The following is a 19,835-nucleotide window of genomic DNA, read 5'->3' as shown; positions in this document are numbered from 1 at the left end:
GGCCTCGGGGTGCGGGAGTTCATCGTCGAGGCCGACGGCGGGTCGCGGGGCAACCCGGGGCCCGCGGGCTACGGGGCCGTGGTGACCGACGCGGCCACGGGCGAGACGCTGGCCGAGCGGTCGGAGTTCCTGGGCACGGTGACGAACAACGTCGCCGAGTACCGGGGCCTGCTCGCCGGGCTGCGCGCCGCGCACGGCCTCGACCCGGCCGCCCGCGTCCACGTCCGCATGGACTCCAAGCTGGTCGTCGAGCAGATGTCCGGCCGCTGGAAGATCAAGCACCCCGACATGAAGCCGCTCGCCATGGAGGCGTCCCGGATCTTCCCGCCCGGTCAGGTGACGTACGAGTGGATCCCGCGCGAGCTGAACAAGCACGCGGACCGGCTGGCGAACGAGGCGATGGACTCCGGGACTGCCGCGCAGGGCGGGACTGCCGCGCAGGGCGGGACTGCCGCGCGGGGCGGGACTGCCGCGCGGGGCGGGACTGCCGCGCAGGGCGGGACTGCCGCGCAGGGCGGGACTGCCGCGCAGGGCGGGACTGCCGCGCAGGGCCGGCTCGCCGTGCAGGGCGAGGCCGCCGTTCAGGCCGGGACCGCCGCCCAGGACGAGGACGCCGTTCGGGCCGGGACCGCCGCCCAGGGCGAGGGTGCCGTTCAGGCCGGGAGTGCCGCGCAGGGTCAGCCCGTCGCGCCGGCCGGGACCGGCGCACACGCGGGGACCGCCGCTCAGGGTGAGGCCGTCGCGCAGGCCGGGACCGCCTCTCACGGCAAGGCTGCCGCCCAAGCCGGGACCGCCACGCAGAACGAGCCCGCCCCCGGTGGCGGTGCCGAGAAGGCGCGGGCCGACCTCCGGGCCGCCCGTACCGTCGCGACCCCCTCCGTCGGCTGGGGCTCCGCCCCGGACCTGGGCGCGCCGGCCACCTTCGTGCTGCTGCGGCACGGCGAGACACCGCTCACCCCCGAGAAGCGCTTCTCCGGCAGCGGCGGCAGCGACCCGTCCCTCTCCGCCGTCGGCCGGGAGCAGGCCGAGCGGGTCGCGGCGGCGCTGGCGCGGCGGGGCACGATCCAGGCGATCGTGTCGTCGCCGCTGGCCCGCTCCCGGGAGACCGCCGGGATCGTCGCCGCCCGCCTCGGCCTGGAGGTCGGCATCGACGACGGGCTGCGCGAGACGGACTTCGGCGCCTGGGAGGGCCTGACCTTCGCCGAGGTGCGTGAACGCCACCCCGAGGACCTGACCGCCTGGCTGGCCTCCCCGGACGCGGAGCCCACCGGCGGCGGCGAGAGCTTCGCCACGACCGCCACCCGGATCGCCGCGACCCGCGACAAACTGGTCGCCGCCCACGCGGGCCGCACGGTCCTCCTCGTCACCCACGTGACCCCGATCAAGACACTGGTCCGCCTCGCCCTGGGCGCCCCGCCGGAGTCCATGTTCCGCATGGAACTGTCGGCGGCCTCCCTGTCGGTCGTCGCGTACTACGCCGACGGCAACGCCAGCGTCCGCCTCCTCAACGACACGTCCCACCTGCGCTGAGCGAGAGCGCGCCGCGCGCACCCGCGTCAGGCCGCGCCCGCCGTGCCCACCTGCGCCCGGCCACACCATGCCGCGCGCACCTGCGCCAGACCGTGCCCGCCGTGGCGTACCTGCGCCAGGCCGCGCCCGCCGCGCCCACCTGCGCCAGGCCGCGCCCACCTGCGCCAGGCCGCGCCCGCCGTGCCCACCTGCGCCAGGCCACACCACGCCGCGCCCACCCGCGCCCGCCGCACACACCTGCCCCAGACCACGCCCCACCGCGCGCACCCGCCCCCGCTACCCCCGCCCCGCCCCCTCGCCGCCCAGCGCCGCGGCCTCCCGGGCCAGGTGTTCGACGCGGGCCCAGTCCCGTGCCGCCAAGGCGTCCGCCGGCAGCATCCAGCTGCCGCCGACACAGCCGACGTTGGGCAGGGCGAGGTAGGCGGGCGCGGAGCCGGGGCCGATTCCGCCGGTGGGGCAGAACCGGGCCTGCGGCAGCGGTCCGGACAGTGACCGCAGATAGGCCGTACCGCCAGCCGCCTCCGCCGGGAAGAACTTCATCTCCCGTACGCCGCGCTCCAGCAGCGCGACCACCTCCGACGTGGTGGACACCCCCGGCAGGTACGGCACCCCGGACGCCCGCATCGCGGCCAGCAGCGCGTCGGTCCAGCCGGGGCTGACGAGGAACCGGGCCCCGGCCGCGACGGACTCCTCGGCCTGCGCGGGCGTCAGGACGGTCCCCGCGCCGACCACGGCCTGCGGCACCTCGCCGGAGATCGCCCGGATCGCCTCCAGCGCGCCCGGCGTCCGCAGCGTCACCTCGATCGCGGGCAGCCCCCCGGCGACGAGCGCGCGGGCCAGCGGCACGGCGTCGGCGGGGTCGGCGACGACCACGACGGGGAGGACGGGCGCGAGATCCAGCACGGACGGGGACGAGGACATGACCATGCCCTCATCCTGCCCACCGTGAAGCACACCGCGCAAAGGTCATTGCGCATGCTGCAATCGCCCTCGTGTTCGCCTCGGCGGAGGCGTCAGGCCCGGCTCGGCTCAGTGAAGCGCAGTCCCAGCTCAGCCCAGCTAGGTGCAGCTCAGTGCACCTCCTCCACCAGCACATCCAGCGCCCACGCCCGCCCCGCTGTCGCCGGAGCCTGCGCCTCCACCTCGTAGCCGAGATCCCGCAGCGCCTCGACCAGCTCCGCCGGCCCCGACGGCTCCGCCCCGGCGGTCAGCAGACTCCGCACGATCCGGCCCTTCGTCGCCTTGTTGAAGTGGCTGACGACCTTCCGGGTCGGCGCGTGCAGCACCCGCACGGTCGCCGTCCGCCCCGCCGTCTCGCCCTTCGGCTTCCACGCCGTCGCGTACGCCGCCGACCGCAGATCCAGCACCAGCCCGTCCCCGGCCGCCTCGGGCAGCGCCGCGGCCATCGGCGTACGCCAGTACGCGCCCAGCGCGCCGAGCCCCGGCAGCCGCACGCCCATGGAGCACCGGTACGACGGGATCCGGTCCGTCACCCGCACCGCCCCCCACAGCCCCGAGAACACCAGCAGCGAGCGCGCGGCCCGCTCCCGCGCGGCGCGGCCCAGCGAGGCCAGGTCCAGGGCGTCGTACAGCACACCCGTGTAGATCTCCCCGGCGGGCCGCGCGCCGGCCGTGCGCAGCTCCGCGTTTTTCGCGACCTCCCCGCGCAGACCCTCGCTCAGCCCCAGCACCTCGCGCGCCTTGTCCTCGTCGCCCGCGCACAGCTCCACCAGCTCGCCGAGCACGGCCGCACGGGCCTCGGTCAGCGCGGGCAGCGACAGCGACTCCAGCTTCAGCGGGGCGCCCGGGCCGGAGGAGGCCTTACCCTCCGAGGGCGGCAGCAGGACCAGCACACGTACTCCTTATGTCTCAGCTCCCCGCCAGCGTACGGCGTGCCACCCCGCGCCCCCCGCCCTACGCTCGCTGTATGCCCCGCCGCCCCCTCCGCGTGACCGGCGCCGCCCCCGACGACCCGCTGCGGGCCGCCCTCACCGCGCTGCGCGCCCGACTCGGCGTCCCCGCCGGCTTCCCGCCCGAGGCCCTGGCCGAGGCGGAACGGGCGGCGCGGGAGCCGCGGCTGCCGTCGTACGACGCCACCGGCATCCCCCTCTTCACCATCGACCCGCCCGGCTCCACCGACCTCGACCAGGCGATGCACCTCTCCCGCCGCGGCACCGGCTACCGCGTCCGCTACGCCATCGCCGACGTCGCCGCCTTCGTCACCCCCGGAGGGCCCCTGGACGCGGAGACCCACCGCCGCGTGATGACCCTCTACTTCCCCGACGAGCGCGTCCCCCTCCACCCGCCCGCCCTCGGCGAGGCCGCCGCCAGCCTGCTCCCCGACGGCCCCCGCCCCGCCGCCCTGTGGACGATCGACCTCGACGCGGACGGCCGCACCCGCGCCGTCGACGTCCGCCGCGCCCTCGTCCGCAGCCGGGCCCGGCTGGACTACGCCTCGGTGCAGCGGCAGATCGAGGACGGGCGCGCGGAGAAGCCGCTCGCCCTGCTCAAGACGGTCGGCGTGCTGCGCGCCCGCCTGGAGGCCGAACGCGGCGGGATCTCCCTCGGCGTCCCCGAGCAGGAGATCGTCCCGCGGGACGGCGGCTACGCCCTCGCCTACCGCGCCCCGCTCCCCGCCGACGCCTGGAACGCCCAGATCTCCCTGCTCACCGGCATGGCCGCCGCCGACCTCCTGCTCGCCTCCGGCACCGGCGTCCTGCGCACCCTGCCCGCCGCCCCCGACGGCGCCGTCGGCCGGCTGCGCCGCACCGCCCGCGCCCTGCGCATCGACTGGCCGCACCACGTCTCGTACGCCGGCCTGATCCGCACCCTGGACCCGCACCGGCCCCAGCACGCCGCCTTCCTCCTCGAATGCACCACCCTCCTGCGCGGCGCCGGCTACACCGTCTTCCGCGACGGCGCCCTCCCGCCCCTCACCACCCACTCCGCCGTCGCCGCCCCCTACACCCACTGCACCGCCCCGCTGCGCCGCCTCGCCGACCGCTACACCACCGAGCTGTGCCTGGCCGCCGCGGCCGGACAGGACCCACCGGACTGGGTGCTCGCCGCACTGGAGAGGCTGCCCGCCGAGATGACGGCGGGCGCGCGGCGGGCGGGCACGGTGGAACGGGAGTGCGTGAACGCCGTCGAGGCGGCGGTGCTGGCCGACCGCGTCGGCGACACCTTCGACGCCTGCGTCGTCGACCTCGACGAACGCCGCCCCACCACCGGCACGGTCCAGCTCACCGACCCCGCCGTCATCGGCCGCGTCGACGGCGCACGGCTGCCGCTGGGGGAACGGCTCCGGGTGCGGCTGACGGAGGCGGACCCGGCGCGGGCGACGGTGCGGTTCGTGCCCGCGTAGCGGCGCGGGCTGTGCCACGATCGAGGGAACGGTTCCCGTACCCACGGTCAGGTGATCGGCCCATGTCCCAGTCTGGCGAGCGACCGAAGGAGGGGCGTGACATGACTGCCGTGGCCCACCAGCCGCTCACGCAGGAAGAGATCCTGCTGGAGGGCTTCCTCGCCCTGGACACCCCGGAGGGTTTCCGGGCCGAGCTGATCGAGGGGGAGATCGTTGTGACGCCGCCGCCGGACGGGGATCACGAGGACTACATCGGGCTGATCGTGGAGCAGGTCCTCATGCGGTCGGCGACGCGCATGCAGTTCGCCGGGACGAAGGGCTTGAAACTGGAAGGCTGCCCGAGGGACCACGTGATCCCGGACGGCACCTTCGCCCCCAGGGAGCGGCGGCTCTACCGGGGCGCCGACCCCTGGATGCCCTGCGAGGGCGTGGCCATGGTGCTCGAAGTGACCTCATCCAAGCCCGACGTCGACCGTGAGGTGAAGCGCCGCTGCTACGCCCGGGGCAGCATCCCCCTCCATCTGCTGGTCGATCGCGACATTTCGGCGGTCACCCTCTTCAGCGACCCGGAGGGGCACGACTACCGCGAGCACTGCACCCGGCCCTTCGGCAAGGCCATCGCCGTCCCCGACCCCTTCGGCTTCGACCTGGACACGGCCGACTTCCTCTGATCCCCTGTCCCCGGGGGTGCGAGGTGAGCGTACGGATACGGGAAGACGCCCGGTGGACACGGGCCCGGCTCGGGCGGTGCGGGCCGGCACTCGACCTGCTCACCGCCCGCTTCGACCGGCACGTCTACGCCCCGCACGCGCACGACGAGTTCACGATCGGGGTGACCGTCGGCGGGTTGGAGGTCATCGACTACCGGGGCGGACGCATCCACTCCGGACCGGGCTCGATCGTCATCCTCGAACCCGGCGAGATACACACCGGCGGCCCCGCCGGCCCGGACGGCGGCTACGCCTACCGCGCCCTGTACGCCACCCCCGACCTGCTCGCCGACGGAACCCTCGGCACCGGCCCGCGCCACTTCCGCGAACCCGTACTGGACGACCCCGAGCTGGCCACCGCCCTGCTGCGCACCCACACCGAGCTGAGCGCCTGCCCCGACCCGCTGGAGGCCGAGTCGCGGCTGCCGTGGCTGCTCACGGCGCTCGCCCGCCGGCACTCCACCGCCCGCGCGGTGAGCGACACCGTGCCGGGCGCCGACGCCATTGCGCACGCCGTCCGCGACCGCCTCGCCGACGAACTCACCGACCCGCCCTCCCTCGCCGCCCTCGCCACCGACCTCGGCCTGTCCCGGTACCAGCTGCTGCGCGCGTTCCGTACGGCGATGGGCGTGCCGCCGTACGCCTGGCTCGCCCAGTACCGGGTGCACCGGGCGCGCGGCCTGCTGGAGTGCGGACTGCGCCCGGCGGACGTGGCCCCGCTCGTCGGCTTCGCCGACCAGGCGCATCTGACGCGCTGGTTCCGGCGGGTGCTCGGGGTGACCCCGGCGGCGTACCGCAACAGCGTTCAAGACGGCCGGTGAGCGCCGGCCCGACACTGTGGGGCATGACCGCACGTGGCTGGGCCCTGTTCTCCCTGATGGGAGTCGTCTGGGGCATCCCCTATCTGATGATCAAGGTGGCGGTGGACGAGCTGTCCCCGTCGGTGGTGGTGTTCGCGCGGTGCGCGCTCGGCGCCGCGCTCCTGCTGCCCTTCGCGCTCCGCCAGGGCGGCCTAGCCCGCACCGTACGGACACACTGGAAGCCCATGCTGGCCTTCGCGGTCATCGAGATCGTCGGCCCCTGGTGGACCCTGACCGACGCCGAGCGCCACCTGTCCAGCTCCACGGCCGGGCTCCTCATCGCGGGAGTGCCCATCGTCGGCGTCCTGCTGGCCCGCTTCTTCGGCGCCGAGGAACACGTCGGCGCCCGCCGGATCACCGGCCTCGCCCTCGGCCTCGCGGGCGTCGCCGTCCTCACCGTGCCGCACCTCACCGGCGGCGACGCCCGCTCCCTGGCCGAGGTGCTGGTCACGGTGGTCGGCTACGCCACCGCCCCGCTGATAGCCGCCCGGCACCTCAAGGACGTCCCCACCCTCCAGCTGATCACCCCCTGCCTCGTCCTGGCCGCCGTCGTCTACGCGCCCGCCGCCTTCCTGACCCGGCCCGCCGCCATGCCCTCGGGCGAGGTCCTGGCCGCCCTCGCCGGCCTCGGCGTCATCTGCACGGCCGTCGCGTTCGTGGTGTTCCTCGAGCTGATCAGGGAGATCGGCCCGACCCGCGCCGGAGTCATCACGTACGTCAACCCGGCGGTCGCCGTCGCCGCGGGCGCCCTCTTCCTCGGCGAGGACCTCACCCTCGGCATCGGCGTCGCCTTCACCCTGATCCTGGCCGGCTCCGTCCTCGCGACGGCCGCCACCGGTCCGCGGCGGGAGGTCCGCCGGGTACCATGGTCGACACGGCAGACGAGCCGGGCGGACGGCCGCGTGGAGTCCCCCTAGGGGGCTTCCCGAGGAACGTCCGGGCTCCACAGGGCAGGGTGGTGGCTAACGGCCACCCGGGGTGACCCGCGGGACAGTGCCACAGAGAACAGACCGCCGGGGGCCTCGGCCCTCGGTAAGGGTGAAACGGTGGTGTAAGAGACCACCAGTGCCCAGGGTGACCTGGGCAGCTAGGTAAACCCCACCCGGAGCAAGGTCAAAAGGAGCGCTGTAAAAGGTGCTCTGCGCGGACGCATGAGGGCTGCCCGCCCGAGTCCGCGGGTAGACCGCACGAGGCCGGCGGCAACGCCGGCCCTAGATGGATGGCCGTCGCCGGCGGGCCCGCGAGGACCCGCCGGAACAGAACCCGGCGTACAGCCCGACTCGTCTGCCTCGCCCCTCTCCGATCCGTCACCCGCACGTGTCCCCACCCCCCTCCGCCGGCGCCAGCCACGCCCTGTTCGCGGGGAGTTTCACCGGCTGGTCGGTGGAGTGGTCCCACAGGACGATCGTGCCGCCCGCGACGTTGATGAGCAGGTAGGGGCGGTCGGGGTGCAGGGCGGGGCCCTCGCCGGGGACGGACCGAAGGGCCGTCGTGGGGTGCAGGCAGGTCCAGGAGGGTTCGACGCCGAAGTACGCGGGCGGCCGCGTGCCGCGTTCGGCGGCGGTCCGGGTGCGTTCCGCCGCCGTGCCCGCGGAGTCCAGGGCGAAGCCGCCCGCCACGGCCAGGACGGCGATGAAGAACAGCACGTGCAGGATGACGTTGGTGCGTTCGCCGGGCGCGGCGTAGGAGTGGTGGCGGTGCCGGGCCACACCCCACCAGGCGGGCAGGAGCAGCACGTACGCCAGGGTCGACAGCAGCTTCAGCGAGGCGAGGAGCTGCCAGACCGGCGGCACGTCGAGATCGCCGGTGCTCAGGTCGAGCGCGTCGGCGTACAGGGCGTGCAGCACGGAACCCGCGGCGACGAAGCTCGACACCGCCAGGGTGACCACGAGCGGCACCGCCCACGCCACCCACTCGCCCCACGTCCACTGCCGCACCAGCAGCCACAGACCCGTGACGACGCCCAGGACGAGAGCCGTGCGGAAGAGGTCCGGCGGCGTCCAGCCGTCACCGCCGGCCAGGCCCAGGCCCGTCACCGTGAAGAAGCCGGAACCGGCGAGGGTCACGACGGCGCCCGTCAGCCGGCCGTCGGGGAACAGGCGCCACCCGGCGCGGGCGGTGCCGGCGGCGCCGACGGCCGTCAGCACACCCCAGAACCACCAGCTCGCCGGGACGGCGTGGGCGGCGCACACCAGGGCGAGGGCCGGTACGAACGCCCACGCGACCGCGTGCACGGCCCGGCGCTCGCCCTCCTCCTCCGGCCAGCGCCGCACCGGGTCCTTCCACATGCCGTCCAGCGGCCGCACCGCCACCGCGGACGGGTCCGCCGGACGCCCGGCGCGGGCCAGGCGCAGTGCCTGGCGCGCCGGGCCGGTCACGATGCCGCCGGTGTCGTAGGAGCCGCGCGTCAGCGCCCAGCCGGCCAGGCGCGAACGCCAGGGGGAGCGCAGGGCGCTCCGTCTGCGCCGCGCGTCGATGACGCGCCACGTCGAGCGCGTCTCCCGGTCCCGGTGGAGCGGGTCGGCGCGCAGCACGTACGCCTCCAGCCGCGCGGCGCGCGCCATCTTGCGGACCCGCGCCGCGGCGCCCCGGTCGCAGCCCCGGGCGATGCCGAAGAGCCGTACCTCGATCTCGTAGACCCGCGCGTCCGGGTCGGGGGCGACGGCGTCGCCCAACGGGCCCCGGCCTGCCGGGTGATGGGCGCGGACCGGCCAGCCGTGCCGGGCGAACCGGTCCTCGGCCTCCTGCCAGTCGTCCTGCCCGCCCCGGACCTCGACGAAGACCCGTACCCGCTGGTCGTAGCGGGTCTGTGTCATCGGACCGTCCCTCTCTTCCCGCGCCGCCGCGCCGCCGCCGAACCGCTGCCGGCGAAGCCGCTCTCAGCGGAGTCGCTCGCAGCGAGTCGCTCTCAGCGGGGGAGGGTATGGGGGCGGGTGTGTCCGGGACCAGTTCCGGGGTGAGGGTGAGCAGTCGGTAGGCCGGTGGCTGTGGGGGAGGGGCCGTCGGGCTGGCCCGGGGGGCTTCCGGCTCACGTTCCGGGTCGGGCGGGAACCCGAGAAGCCGGGGAACCGGGTTCGGGCGCGTCGGTCAACGCAATTGCCCCAGCCACTTGTTGAATAATCGTCACATCGGTATACGGCACCACCAACCGCCCGTATAGTGCCGAATATGGCTGCTGGCGGGGGAGTCGGAGCCGCCTCGTCGACGAGGACGCCGAGCTGGGCGGTGCGCATCCGGGGGGCGGACGGGAAGATTGTGGGGGCCGGCGTACTGCTGAGTCCCGACCGGGTCCTGACCTGCGCCCATGTCGTCGAAGAGGCGGCGGACCGGATCACCGCGGAGTTCGTCGCCGCGGCCGGCCCCGGCAACGGCGCCGTGCCCGCGGTGGAAGCCCACGTGGAGGCGTTGGTCCCGAACGTCGTGGACGCCGACGGCGAGTACAGCGGGGACCTCGCCCTGCTGCGGCTGGCACGGCCCAGGCCCGAGGAGGCTCCCACCCGGCTGCACCGGCTGTCCGCCCCCGACCGCCAGGTGCGCATGTACGGCTTCCCGGTCGGCTACGACGGCGGCGTATGGTTCCGTGCCACCGCCGTCGGCGGCACGGGCCGCGACGGACTCGTGCAGCTCGCCCCCGCCACTCCCGGCGAGGTGGCCACCCGCGGCTGCAGCGGCGCCGGAGTCGTCGACATCCCGACCGGCGAGGTCATCGGCATCGTCCTGAACCGCAAGGTGGACCGGAACGGCAATCGGTTCTCGTACATGAGCCCCGCCGAGACCATCGTCCGGTACCTGCCCGGCGTGCACCGCTGGACCGAGGGCCCCACCGCCGTCGACGCCGCGCTGAGATCCACCGCGGACGACACCTCCGAGGCGCCGCTCGACGAGCCGTTCGCCCAGCGCCTCACCGCCTGGCTGCGCGGGGACGACGCCCGGCAGGTGAAGATCAGCGTGGTCCGCCACGACGAAGCAGTCCGCGATGCCACCCTGCGCCGCACCATCACCCTCGCCGACCGCGAGTTACGCACCCCCGTGTCCGTCGACCGCGCCTCTCTGGACCCGCCGGACACGGTCCCCTCGGCCGGCGGCCACGACCTGGCCCTGGACGCCACCCGGAAGACCACCGCCGAGATCGCCGGGCGCATCGCCGAACGCATGGGTCTGCGCAACCCCCCGGAGCGGCCCGCCGTCGACCGGATCAGGGACGCGAAGGTCACCGTCTCGCTCGTCGTCTTCGGCGTCGACGAGGCACGGGACCCGCGCGCCCTGCTGGACCTGCTGGACGTGCTGCGCGCCGGGGGCAGCCGGCTGCTCCTCGTCTTCCGCACCGCGGGCGACTGCCACGACGAGGCGTGCCGACGGCTGGTGACCGAGCCCGCGCTGGAGCGCCGGGCACGGCTCGTCGAACGGCTCAGGGAGATCACCGGACCGCTCGCCCGGGCGCTGCACGAACGCCGGGCCACCGTCGTGCCGTACGGCGTCCGGCCCTTCGACGCCGACCTGGTGGCCGCGCACGCAGCCCTAGCCGATCTCACTCACCGGCGCACCGACGGGCGCACCCACGGCGGGGACGGCCCCCCGCACGGGCCGGACCTCGGCGGCTACGAACGGCTGGCCGACCGGGTCGCCACCCGGCTAGCGGGGACCGTCGCCCGGCTCGACCGGCTGATCGACCGGCGCGAGGAACTCCGCGGCCGGCTGCGCAGCTACCACGTCCTGCACCAGCGCACCACCCACGGCAAGGAGGATCCGGTGGTGGACGCCCTGTACCTGCGGGCACACGAACTGCTCCAGAGCAGACCCTGTGACATCCGGGCGGCCGAGGCGGCGGTGCGCGCCTACACCCGCCGCGTCGAACAGCCGCACCGCGGCGAGGAGTTCTCCTCATGACCGGCCCGGCCTGCGTCAGACCCGACTGCGACGGCGGCCACATCATGGCCACCGGGTTCTGCGACACCTGCCTGCGCCGGCCGCTCGCCCCCACGACCCCGCCGGACGCCGCCGGCACCGCGCGGCCACCCGGCACCGCACCCCCGGGCCAGAGCCAGGGCCGGGGCGAGGGGGACGGGGGCGGCGGCGGACGGCGGCCCGCCACGCCGGGCCCCGGCTCCGTCGAACTCGACCGCGACGGCCTGCCGGTGCTGCCGTACCTGCCGTCCCCCGCCCCGTCGGAGGCCGCCGAGACCACCGCCCGCCCGCCCACCGGGGGACGCCGCTGCGGCACCCCGAACTGCACCGGCGTCATCGGGATCTCCTACGACGGCGGCCCGGCACCCGACGAGGGCTTCTGCCCGCAGTGCGGCACCGCGTACTCGCTGCGGCCCAAACTGCACCCCGGCGACCTCGTCGGCGGCCACTACAAGGTGCTGGGCTACCTCGCGGTCGGCGGCCAGGGCTGGATCCACCTCGCCGAGGACACCCGCGTCCCCGGCCTCCACGTCGTCCTCAAAGGGCTGGTCAACACCGGGGACGCCGTGGCCCGCCGGGCGGCCGTCGAGGAGCGCCGCTCGCTCACCACGCTCCACCACCCGGACATCGTCCGCATCATCACCTACGTCGAGCACCAGGCGCCGGGTGACGCCCAGCCCACCGGCTACACCGTCATGGAGTACGTCGGCGGGCGCTCCCTCGCCTGGCTGCGGTACGCCCCCGACGAGGAGCTGACCCGGCTGCTCGGCGGCCCCCTGGAGTTCGGGCACGTGATCACCTACGGCTGCATGATCCTCGGCGCCCTGGAGTACCTGCACGGCCAGGGCCTGCTCTACTGCGACATGAAGCCGGAGAACGTCATCCACTACGGGCGCCGCATCAAGGTCCTCGACCTCGGCGCCATCCGCTCGATCGGCGACCGCAGCTCCACCCTGACCTACACGAGCGGCTTCGCGCCCCCGCCCACGGAGCTGAAGGAGCGCGGCTTCCACATCGACAGCGACCTGTACACCGTCGGCCGCACCCTCAAGTCCCTCGCCGACCGCGCCACCCCGCCGGTCGGACTGGCCGCCCGCTCCTTCGAGAAGCTGATCCACCGCGCCACCGAGCGCAACGTGACCGCCCGGTTCACCTCGGCGGCCGAGATGTCCCGCCAGCTCTGGGAGGTGCTGCGCGAACACCTGGCGCTCGGCGGCCACGAGCCGTACCCGGAGCGCTCCACCCGCTTCCAGCCGACCGCCGAGGTCTTCGGTGGCCGGCTCGGCGCCGTCCCCGGACTGGAGCACTGGACCGGCCGGCCCGGCGGCGAGCCCCCGCGGCTGCCCGTGGACGCCCCCGCCCCGCGGGCGACGGCCGCCGCCCTGCCCGTGCCGATCCCGGACCCCGCCGACGGCGCCGCCCTGCTGCTCGACGGCCTCGCCGCCGACACCCCCGACCGCATCGCCGACCAGGCCCGCCAGGACACCCGGCTGCACACCGTCGAGGCCGCGCTGTGGCTGTGCCGCGCCTACCTGGACGCGGGCGAGACGGGCCGCGCCGAGGAGTGGCTGGAGACGGCCGAGAACCGCAACGGCCGCCTCGACTGGCGGACGCACTGGCATCGCGGCCTGCTGCATCTCGTAGCCGGCGACGTCGAGAAGGCCGAGGGCGCGTTCGCCGCGACCTACGACGCGCTCCCCGGGGAGGCCGCGCCCAAACTGGCCCTCGGCTACTGCGCGGAGTACCTGTCCGGGCGGCTGCGGGAGTCGGCGGCGCGGGAGAGCGCGGTGGCCGTGGACGCCGGGAGGGCCGCGGGGCGGCCGCACCGCCCCGACGGGACGCAGGCCCGGCGGGCCCAGGCCCGTGAGCGGCAGGCGGAGGAGTTCTACGAGGCCGTCCGGCGGCGCGACCCCACCCAGGGCAGCGCCGCCTTCGGCCTGGCCCGGATCCGGCTGCGCGGCGGCGACCGGCGTGGGGCCGTCGCCGTACTCGACGAGGTGCCGCCCACGGCACGCCACCACGACGCCGCGCGCGTCGCCGCGATCCGGGTGCTGGCCGGGCGGCTGCCCGACGGGACCGGGCCCGGCACCGGCGAACTCGCCGAGGCCGCCCGGCGGCTGGCCGAGCGGCTGCCCGACGCGAGCGGGCCCGGCACCGCGCGGGCGACCGCGGCCGCCGCCGCCGAGCGGCCGGCCGGACCGGGCCTGGACGACGCCGGCTCCCGCGAGCAGCCGGCGCGCGACCGGCTGGTCACCGAGGTACGGGAGTACGCGCTGGTGTGCCGGCCGCCCGGTGGCTGGGGCGACGGCTTCCCCGCCGGGGCACTGTTCGGCCCCGAGGACACCCCCGAGGCGCTGCGCGCCCTGCTGTCCCGGTCGCTGAAACGGCTCGCGGATCAGGCCGGCAGCGCGGACGAGCGCGGCGACCTGCTCGACCGGGCGTACGCGGTCCTGCCCGAACCGGCGGGCCTGCGGGAGCGGCTGCGGGCGCGCCGGCAGCGGCGGCAGCGGCGCGCGGCCTGACGGGCGGCGTGGCAGTGACGGCACGGCGGTGACAGGGCCGGGGGGGGAGGAGGGCGCGGCGAGTGACGGAGTACGGGGGGTGACATGGCGCGGTGGGTGACAAGGCGCGCTGGGTGACGGGACGCGGCGGATGGCACGGCACGGCAGGTGGCACGGCACGGCGGAAGACACGGCACGGCGGAAGACACGGCACGGCGTGAGACGGCGTACGGCGGCGACGACGAGGGCGAGGTGCACGGACGTGGAGACGGGAGAGCCCCGGGCGGGCGGAACGGCCGGGCAGGTCACGGTCGGGCTGGAGATCAGCCAGTGGAAGTACCTGTCGAGCGAGGGGGACGACCCGCAGATGCACGCCATCCTCAGCGTGCGCGTGGACGGCACCGGGGGCGGCGGGTCGGCCGGGCCGCTGCTCGCGCAGGTGCTGGCGGTGGACTGTTCCAGCTCCATGTCCTGGCCCCCGGACAAGCTGCACGCCGCCCAGCAGGCGGCCGTCGCCGCGATCCGGATGCTGCCCGACGGCACCCCGTTCGCGGTGGTCCGCGGCGACGACCGGGCGGCCATGGTGTATCCGGACACGCCCGGCATGGCCCGCGCCGACGCCCGGCGGCGGGCCGAGGCCGAGCGGGCCGTGCTCCGGCTCGTCGCGGGCGGCGGCACCTGCATCGGCGCCTGGCTCGACCTGTCCCGCCGGCTGCTCGCCGAGCAGGACGCGCCCATCGGACACGTCCTGCTGCTCACCGACGGCAAGAACCAGCACGACGAGCAGATGCCGCTCGCCCGGGTGCTGGAGACCTGCGCGGGCCGGTTCGTCTGCGACGCCTGGGGCATCGGCGACGGCTGGGACGCCCACGAGCTGCTGCGGATCACCAGCCGACTGCACGGCAGCGCCTCCTCCGTGCACGACGAGGCCGACCTCCCGGCGGAGTACGAGAAGCTGATGGCCCGCCTGCTCACCAAGACCGTGCCCGAGCTGACGGTCTCCGTGACCCCCATGGGCGGGTCAGCCGTGCGCTACCTCAAGCAGGTCTTCCCGACCGAGGTGGAACTCGTCGCGGAGCCGGCCGAGGAGGGCACGGACGGCAGGGACGGCAGGGACGGTACGAATGGCACGGACGGCACGGGCGGCACGGGCGGCATCCGGTTCGTCACCCGCGCCTGGGGCGACGAGACCCGCCGCTACCAGCTGTGCCTGTCCGCCGACCCCACCGGCCACCCGCGCGGGGTGGACCTCCAGCTCGCCGTCGTCTCCGTCGGCGTCCCCGGCGGCGAGGTGCTTCTGCCGCCCCCGCAGCCCTGCGTCGTCCACTGGACCGACAACCCCGCCCTGTCCCGGCACACCGACGCCCAGGTCGAGCACTTCGAACAGCACCAGCGGCTCGGCGAGGCCGTCGCCGCCGCGGCCGACGCCCACCGGCGCGGCGAGCGCGACCTCGCCGAACACCAGCTGGGCCGGGCCGCCCAGCTCGCGCAGGCCATGGGCGCCGACGAGCAACTGGCGCGGCTGGCCCGCCTGGTGGAGATCGTCGACGCCGGGGCCGCACAGGTCAGGCTGCGTCCCGAGGTGACGGCGATCGACTTCCAGCACCTGATCACCGCGAGCAGCCACAGCACCTACGGCCCCGTCTCCGGCATCGACGCCTCGGGCACCTCGGGCGCCGCGGGCGCCGGCGGGACGGGCGAGAGCGCGGGAGCGACCGTACCCTGCCCGGCGTGCCACCGGAAGGTGCCGGCGACGTCCCGGTTCTGCACCTACTGCGGCCACCCCTTCGCGGAGCGGCCATGAGTACCACCCGCCAGGAACTGGTGCGCCGCCTGCGGCGGTTGCTCGCCCTCGCCCTCGCCACCACCTGCGTCCTGTTCGTCGCCTACCGCGGCGTCCACGACGACACCGTGCCGCTCGCCTCCTCCAGCACCCCCGGCATCCTCGCCGTCGACACCGCGCGGCACGCCATGCGCCAGGCCCACGAGGAGATCCGCGACAGCGGCCCGGAGGGCGACATCAGCGGCGAGTTCCACACCTGGACCTCGGTCGCCCACCAGAGCCTCGCCCTCGCCGCGTCGGAGAACGTCACCGGTGCGAAGGGCCGCCACGACCTGCAGACCATCACCGGGCTGATCGCCGTCTACTCGGCCTGGGTGGAGCGCTGGGGCCAGGAAACCGACACCGGCTCCCCGCTGCGCGCCGCGTACCTGCACTACGCGGAACGGGTGCTGGGCCTGGACAGCGCGCCCGGCACCGACGGGGACGTCATGAGCCGCCTCGACGCCCTGCGCGCCGAGCAGCTCGCCGAGGCCGAGCGGCAGGCGGCGTTCACCTGGCAGCAGGCCCTGTGGTGGAGCGCGGTCGCCGCCCTGTACGTCGCGCTGTGCCTGGCCCTGCTGGAGGCCCAGCGGTTCCTGCGGCGCCGCTTCCGCAAGCCCGTGCAGCTGCGGCTGCTCGCCGCGACCGGGGTGTGCGCGCTGGGCGTGCCGGTGCTGGCGTGGCTCACGATCGAGGCGCACGGCGCGATGGCCGACACCCTCGGCTGGATCCGCGTACGCCGCCAGGACCCGGACCTCGTCCCGGAGGTCGCCGACAACGTGGAACGGTCGCTGGCGGACGCCGGCCTGTGGTCGTCGCTGTCCGACTGGGTGCTGTGGGGAGGGGCCGTGGTGATGGCACTGACACTGTGGGGGCTGCGGCCGCGGATCGCCGAGTACCGGTTCCGGGGGACACGATGAGCCGGCCCCTGCCCCAGGACCCGCCCGTGCCCCAGGACCCGCCCGGTCCCCGGGCCCGCGTTCGGCCGCGTACGCTCGTCGCGCTCGCCGTCTGCCTGGCGCTGCTCGCCGCCGGTGTGTACGCGGGGGTGCGGTGGGCGCAGGCCCGCCAGGGCACGGTCACCCTGCTCGCCAGCTGGACCGGCCGCGAGGCGACGGAGTTCGAGGAACGGGTCATCGAGGACTTCGAGGACGCCTACGACATCGACGTCGTCTACCAGGGCAGCTCCGCGCTCAGCCAGGTGCTGGCCGCCGACATAGCGGCCGGCAACCCGCCGGACGTGGTGGTCGTGCCCGGCCCCGGCGAACTGCTGACCTACGCCGGCGACGGCCGGCTCCGCCCCCTCGACGGGCTGTTCGACGCCATGCGGTACGACGAGATGTGGGCGCCCCGGGTCCCGGGCGAGCGCGGCGCCCTCCACACCTACTGGCTGCCGGTCAAGACCAGCCTGAAGAGCATGGTCTGGTACACGGGCGACAAACCGGCCGCGGCGTCGGCGGACACCCCCGGCCGGTGGTGCCTGGGCCTGGAGGACGGTGCCGCGTCCGGCTGGCCCGGCACCGACTGGGTCGAGGACATCCTGCTCCAGCAGGCCGGGCCCGAACGGTACGAGGACTGGGTGAACGGCACGCTGGGGTGGACCCACGACGACGTGCGCGAGGCCTGGCGCACCTGGGGCGAGACGGTCGGCGCGGGCGACCGCGAGCGCGCCGCGAAGCTGCTGACGACCGGGTTCGCGGAGGACTGCGCCGACACCGGGCGCCTGGAGCACCAGGGGTCCTTCCGCGCGGACCACTGGCGGGCGGCGGGCGGCGACTACGTCCACTCCGCCCAGGTGATCCCGGGCGCCGGGCCCGAGGCGGGGGCCTGGGAGGTCTCCGGCGACCTCGCGGCCCTGCTGACCGACAACCCGGACGCCCGGCAGCTGATCCGCCACCTCGCCGACCCCGCCACCGACCTGCCCGACCACTCCGTCAACCGGGCCGCGACCGAGAACCCGGGCGCCGACACCATCGAGGCCCGGATCGCCGGGACACTGCGCGAGGACGGCCCGACCCGCTGCTGGGACGCCTCCGACGCCATGCCCCGCACCCTGCGCGACGCCTTCCACCAGGCGGTGCTGCGCCACCTCGTCGAACCGGAGGCGCTGGACGAGCAGTTGCGACACCTGCAGGAACTCAGCGTCGAGCAGCGACTGCCGGTGTGCGGCGGCGACGGCCGAGCGGGGGAGGGCTGAGCCGGGGGGACCACTGAGCCGGAGGGGGTGGTCTGCTGAGTGAGGGTGAGCGCTGAGCCAGGGGGTGTCCGCGGAGCGGCGAGCCCTCAGCTCTCCGTCGTCTCCTCGAACAGCGCCTCCTGCTCGCCGCCCTCTCCTTCCGCCTCCCGCTGGAGCCGCTTGACCCGGGCGCCGACCACGACCGCGGTCCCGGCGGCCACCGCGCCGAGCGCCACCGGGACCATCCAGCCGCGGTCCAGCACATGGCCGAGGGCGTGGTCGAGGGAGAGGCGGCCGGGCCCGGCGACGGCGATGCCGGTGGCGGCGAGGCCGAGGGTGGCGGCGTACTCGTAGCCACCGCCCTGGTTGAAGAAGCCGTTCGGGGTGTGCACGGCCGCGGCGCCCGCCATCGCGCCGGCCGCCGCGGCGCCCGCCGCCGGAGTGGCCAGGCCCAGCGCCAGCAGGGTGCCGCCGCCGGTCTCGGCGAGGCCCGCGGCGGTGGCGCTGGCCTTGCCCGGCCGGTAGCCGACGGACTCCATGAACTGGCCGGTGCCCGCGATGCCGTGGCCGCCGAACCAGCCGAACAGCTTCTGCGTGCCGTGCGCCACGAGCACGCCGCCCGTGCCCAGCCGGAGCAGCAGCATGCCCAGATCACGTCGGTCGTAGAACGTCACGTTGACTCCCGGAGCAGACGAACGGAACAAGCGTGTGAGGCGACCCCGCCCCGGTTCCCCCGGCCCACGGTTCCATCCCCGCCGCCCGGGGACCCGTCCGCGACGGCCGTTCGGGTGACAGCGGGCGCACACGCGCGCACGACGCGACCGACCGAGAGCGGGCGGTGTGACACGGCAGCCGTTCCACGGCCCGGTGCCCGCCCCGCGGTGTGTCGCGGGGACCCCCCGGCCCGGTGCCCTGGAACGGCTGCCGTCTCTCCCCCCACCCCGGTGATGGTCAGCGGAAGCCCGGCACTCCAAGTGTGAAGTTCCTGTGGAGGAAGTTGAGCACATGTCACCCATCCGGGGCAACGGGGCGGATGGGGAAACTCCGTTTGCCCGGGCGGGCCCGGCCGCCGGTCAGCCGCGTCCCACGTACGGCATCGCCGTCGCCAGCACCGTCGCGAACTGCACGTTCGCCTCCAGCGGCAGCTCCGCCATGTGCCGGACCGTGCGCGCCACATCGGCCACGTCCATCACCGGCTCCGGCACGATCCGTCCGTCCGCCTGGAGCGCCCCGGTCTCCATCCGCGCCGTCATGTCGGTCGCCGCGTTGCCGATGTCGATCTGCCCGACGGCGATGCGGTACGGCCGCCCGTCCAGCGACAGCGACTTGGTCAGTCCGGTCAGCGCGTGCTTGGTGGCGGTGTAGGCGACCGAGTGCGGACGCGGCGTGTGCGCCGAGATCGAGCCGTTGTTGATGATCCGGCCGCCCTGCGGGTCCTGCTCCTTCATCTGCCGGTACGCCGCCTGCGCGCACAGGAACGCCCCGTTGAGGTTGGTGTCCACCACATGCCGCCACGCCTCGTACGGCAGCTCCTCGACCGGCACGCCGCCCGGCCCGAACGTCCCCGCGTTGTTGAACAGCAGGTCCACCCGCCCGAACCGCCCGGCCGTCGCCGCGAACAGCGCCGCCACGTCCCGCGGGCGTGACACGTCCGTCCGTACGGCGAGCGAGGCGCCCTGCGGCACCAGCGCCGCCGTCTCCTCCAGGGTCTCGCTCCGGCGCCCCGCCAGCGCCACCGACCAGCCCGCGCGCAGCAGCTCCACGGCCACCGCCCGGCCGATGCCGGAGCCCGCGCCGGTCACCACGGCGATCCCCGGCCGGCCCGTCGCCCCGCTTCCCGTTCGCTTCTCGTTCATGGGCCCGCAGCGTACGGGAGGGTCCGCCATCCGGAACTCATCCATCCGACATGTGGTTGTCGTGAACGCGCCTATCGCGAGTCGTCCCCGGCCACTCCAATGCGTGAGGCA

General features: G+C 75.3%; 15 protein-coding genes and 1 other RNA gene. 10 read left to right on the top strand and 6 right to left on the bottom strand.

Features of this window, described 5'->3' with window-relative positions; translation table 11 throughout:
* The first annotated feature begins 9 nt into the window (after window positions 1-9).
* Entirely contained in the window at window positions 10-1,530 is a 1,521-nt protein-coding gene (locus tag G7Z13_RS09775) for a bifunctional RNase H/acid phosphatase (RefSeq protein WP_165997869.1), read from the top strand.
* 276 nt (window positions 1,531-1,806) lie between these two features.
* On the opposite strand, the gene eda is transcribed toward G7Z13_RS09775, so the two are convergent.
* The gene (gene eda / locus G7Z13_RS09770) at window positions 1,807-2,451 is read right to left on the bottom strand and encodes a bifunctional 4-hydroxy-2-oxoglutarate aldolase/2-dehydro-3-deoxy-phosphogluconate aldolase (protein WP_165997867.1); all 645 of its coding nucleotides are present in this window, start codon (window positions 2,449-2,451) and stop codon (window positions 1,807-1,809) included.
* Between the two features lie 149 nt (window positions 2,452-2,600).
* A complete protein-coding gene (yaaA, locus tag G7Z13_RS09765) occupies window positions 2,601-3,383 on the bottom strand; it encodes a peroxide stress protein YaaA (RefSeq protein WP_165997864.1) in 783 nt (260 codons plus the stop codon).
* 74 nt (window positions 3,384-3,457) lie between these two features.
* Here yaaA and G7Z13_RS09760 point away from each other — a divergent pair, with 74 nt between their 5' ends.
* The 3 genes from G7Z13_RS09760 (at window position 3,458) to G7Z13_RS09750 (ending at window position 6,425) form a co-directional block, all read left to right on the top strand.
* Entirely contained in the window at window positions 3,458-4,894 is a 1,437-nt protein-coding gene (locus G7Z13_RS09760) for an RNB domain-containing ribonuclease (protein WP_165997862.1), read from the top strand.
* Window positions 4,895-4,995: 101 nt separating this feature from the next.
* The gene (locus tag G7Z13_RS09755) at window positions 4,996-5,565 is read left to right on the top strand and encodes a Uma2 family endonuclease (protein WP_165997861.1); all 570 of its coding nucleotides are present in this window, start codon (window positions 4,996-4,998) and stop codon (window positions 5,563-5,565) included.
* Between the two features lie 23 nt (window positions 5,566-5,588).
* Window positions 5,589-6,425 (top strand): AraC family transcriptional regulator, encoded by an 837-nt coding sequence (locus tag G7Z13_RS09750; protein ID WP_240926158.1) that lies wholly within the window; start codon window positions 5,589-5,591, stop codon window positions 6,423-6,425.
* 191 nt (window positions 6,426-6,616) lie between these two features.
* Here G7Z13_RS09750 and G7Z13_RS33590 read toward each other — a convergent pair whose 3' ends face one another.
* Window positions 6,617-6,958 carry a hypothetical protein gene (locus G7Z13_RS33590; protein ID WP_240926157.1) on the bottom strand — a complete coding sequence of 114 codons (342 nt, stop codon included), beginning with the start codon at window positions 6,956-6,958 and terminating at the stop codon, window positions 6,617-6,619.
* A gap of 388 nt (window positions 6,959-7,346) precedes the next feature.
* On the opposite strand from G7Z13_RS33590, the gene rnpB reads away from it, so the two are divergent.
* Window positions 7,347-7,751: RNase P RNA component class A (rnpB, locus tag G7Z13_RS09740), an RNA gene on the top strand.
* Window positions 7,752-7,771: 20 nt separating this feature from the next.
* Here rnpB and G7Z13_RS09735 read toward each other — a convergent pair.
* Window positions 7,772-9,280, bottom strand: coding sequence for a hypothetical protein (locus G7Z13_RS09735; protein ID WP_165997859.1), 1,509 nt, complete (start codon window positions 9,278-9,280; stop codon window positions 7,772-7,774).
* A gap of 352 nt (window positions 9,281-9,632) precedes the next feature.
* On the opposite strand from G7Z13_RS09735, the gene G7Z13_RS09730 reads away from it, so the two are divergent.
* The 5 genes from G7Z13_RS09730 (at window position 9,633) to G7Z13_RS09710 (ending at window position 17,889) form a co-directional block, all read left to right on the top strand.
* Complete coding sequence (locus G7Z13_RS09730; RefSeq protein ID WP_165997858.1) at window positions 9,633-11,351, top strand: serine protease; 1,719 nt, start codon at window positions 9,633-9,635, stop codon at window positions 11,349-11,351.
* Window positions 11,348-13,891: a tetratricopeptide repeat protein gene (locus G7Z13_RS09725; protein ID WP_165997856.1), complete on the top strand. Its 2,544-nt coding sequence runs from the start codon at window positions 11,348-11,350 to the stop codon at window positions 13,889-13,891. Before G7Z13_RS09730 ends, G7Z13_RS09725 begins: the two co-directional genes overlap by 4 nt.
* A gap of 241 nt (window positions 13,892-14,132) precedes the next feature.
* The gene (locus tag G7Z13_RS09720; RefSeq protein WP_240926156.1) at window positions 14,133-15,674 is read left to right on the top strand and encodes a VWA domain-containing protein; all 1,542 of its coding nucleotides are present in this window, start codon (window positions 14,133-14,135) and stop codon (window positions 15,672-15,674) included.
* Window positions 15,671-16,612 (top strand): hypothetical protein, encoded by a 942-nt coding sequence (locus tag G7Z13_RS09715; protein WP_165997854.1) that lies wholly within the window; start codon window positions 15,671-15,673, stop codon window positions 16,610-16,612. Before G7Z13_RS09720 ends, G7Z13_RS09715 begins: the two co-directional genes overlap by 4 nt.
* Window positions 16,609-17,889, top strand: a complete 1,281-nt coding sequence (locus G7Z13_RS09710; RefSeq protein WP_165997852.1) for an extracellular solute-binding protein — start codon at window positions 16,609-16,611, stop codon at window positions 17,887-17,889. Before G7Z13_RS09715 ends, G7Z13_RS09710 begins: the two co-directional genes overlap by 4 nt.
* An 86-nt stretch (window positions 17,890-17,975) precedes the next feature.
* On the opposite strand, the gene G7Z13_RS09705 is transcribed toward G7Z13_RS09710, so the two are convergent.
* Both G7Z13_RS09705 and G7Z13_RS09700 read right to left on the bottom strand, forming a co-directional pair.
* A complete protein-coding gene (locus tag G7Z13_RS09705) occupies window positions 17,976-18,542 on the bottom strand; it encodes a DoxX family protein (RefSeq protein WP_165997850.1) in 567 nt (188 codons plus the stop codon).
* Window positions 18,543-18,941: 399 nt separating this feature from the next.
* A complete protein-coding gene (locus tag G7Z13_RS09700) occupies window positions 18,942-19,724 on the bottom strand; it encodes an SDR family oxidoreductase (protein WP_165997848.1) in 783 nt (260 codons plus the stop codon).
* Between the last annotated feature and the right edge of the window lie 111 nt (window positions 19,725-19,835).

Origin of the sequence: Streptomyces sp. JB150 (genome assembly GCF_011193355.1) — a bacterium.
Classification (GTDB): domain Bacteria; phylum Actinomycetota; class Actinomycetes; order Streptomycetales; family Streptomycetaceae; genus Streptomyces.
The sequence above is the reverse complement of the archived record's forward strand: the minus strand, read 5'-3'. Positions and strand labels throughout refer to the sequence as shown.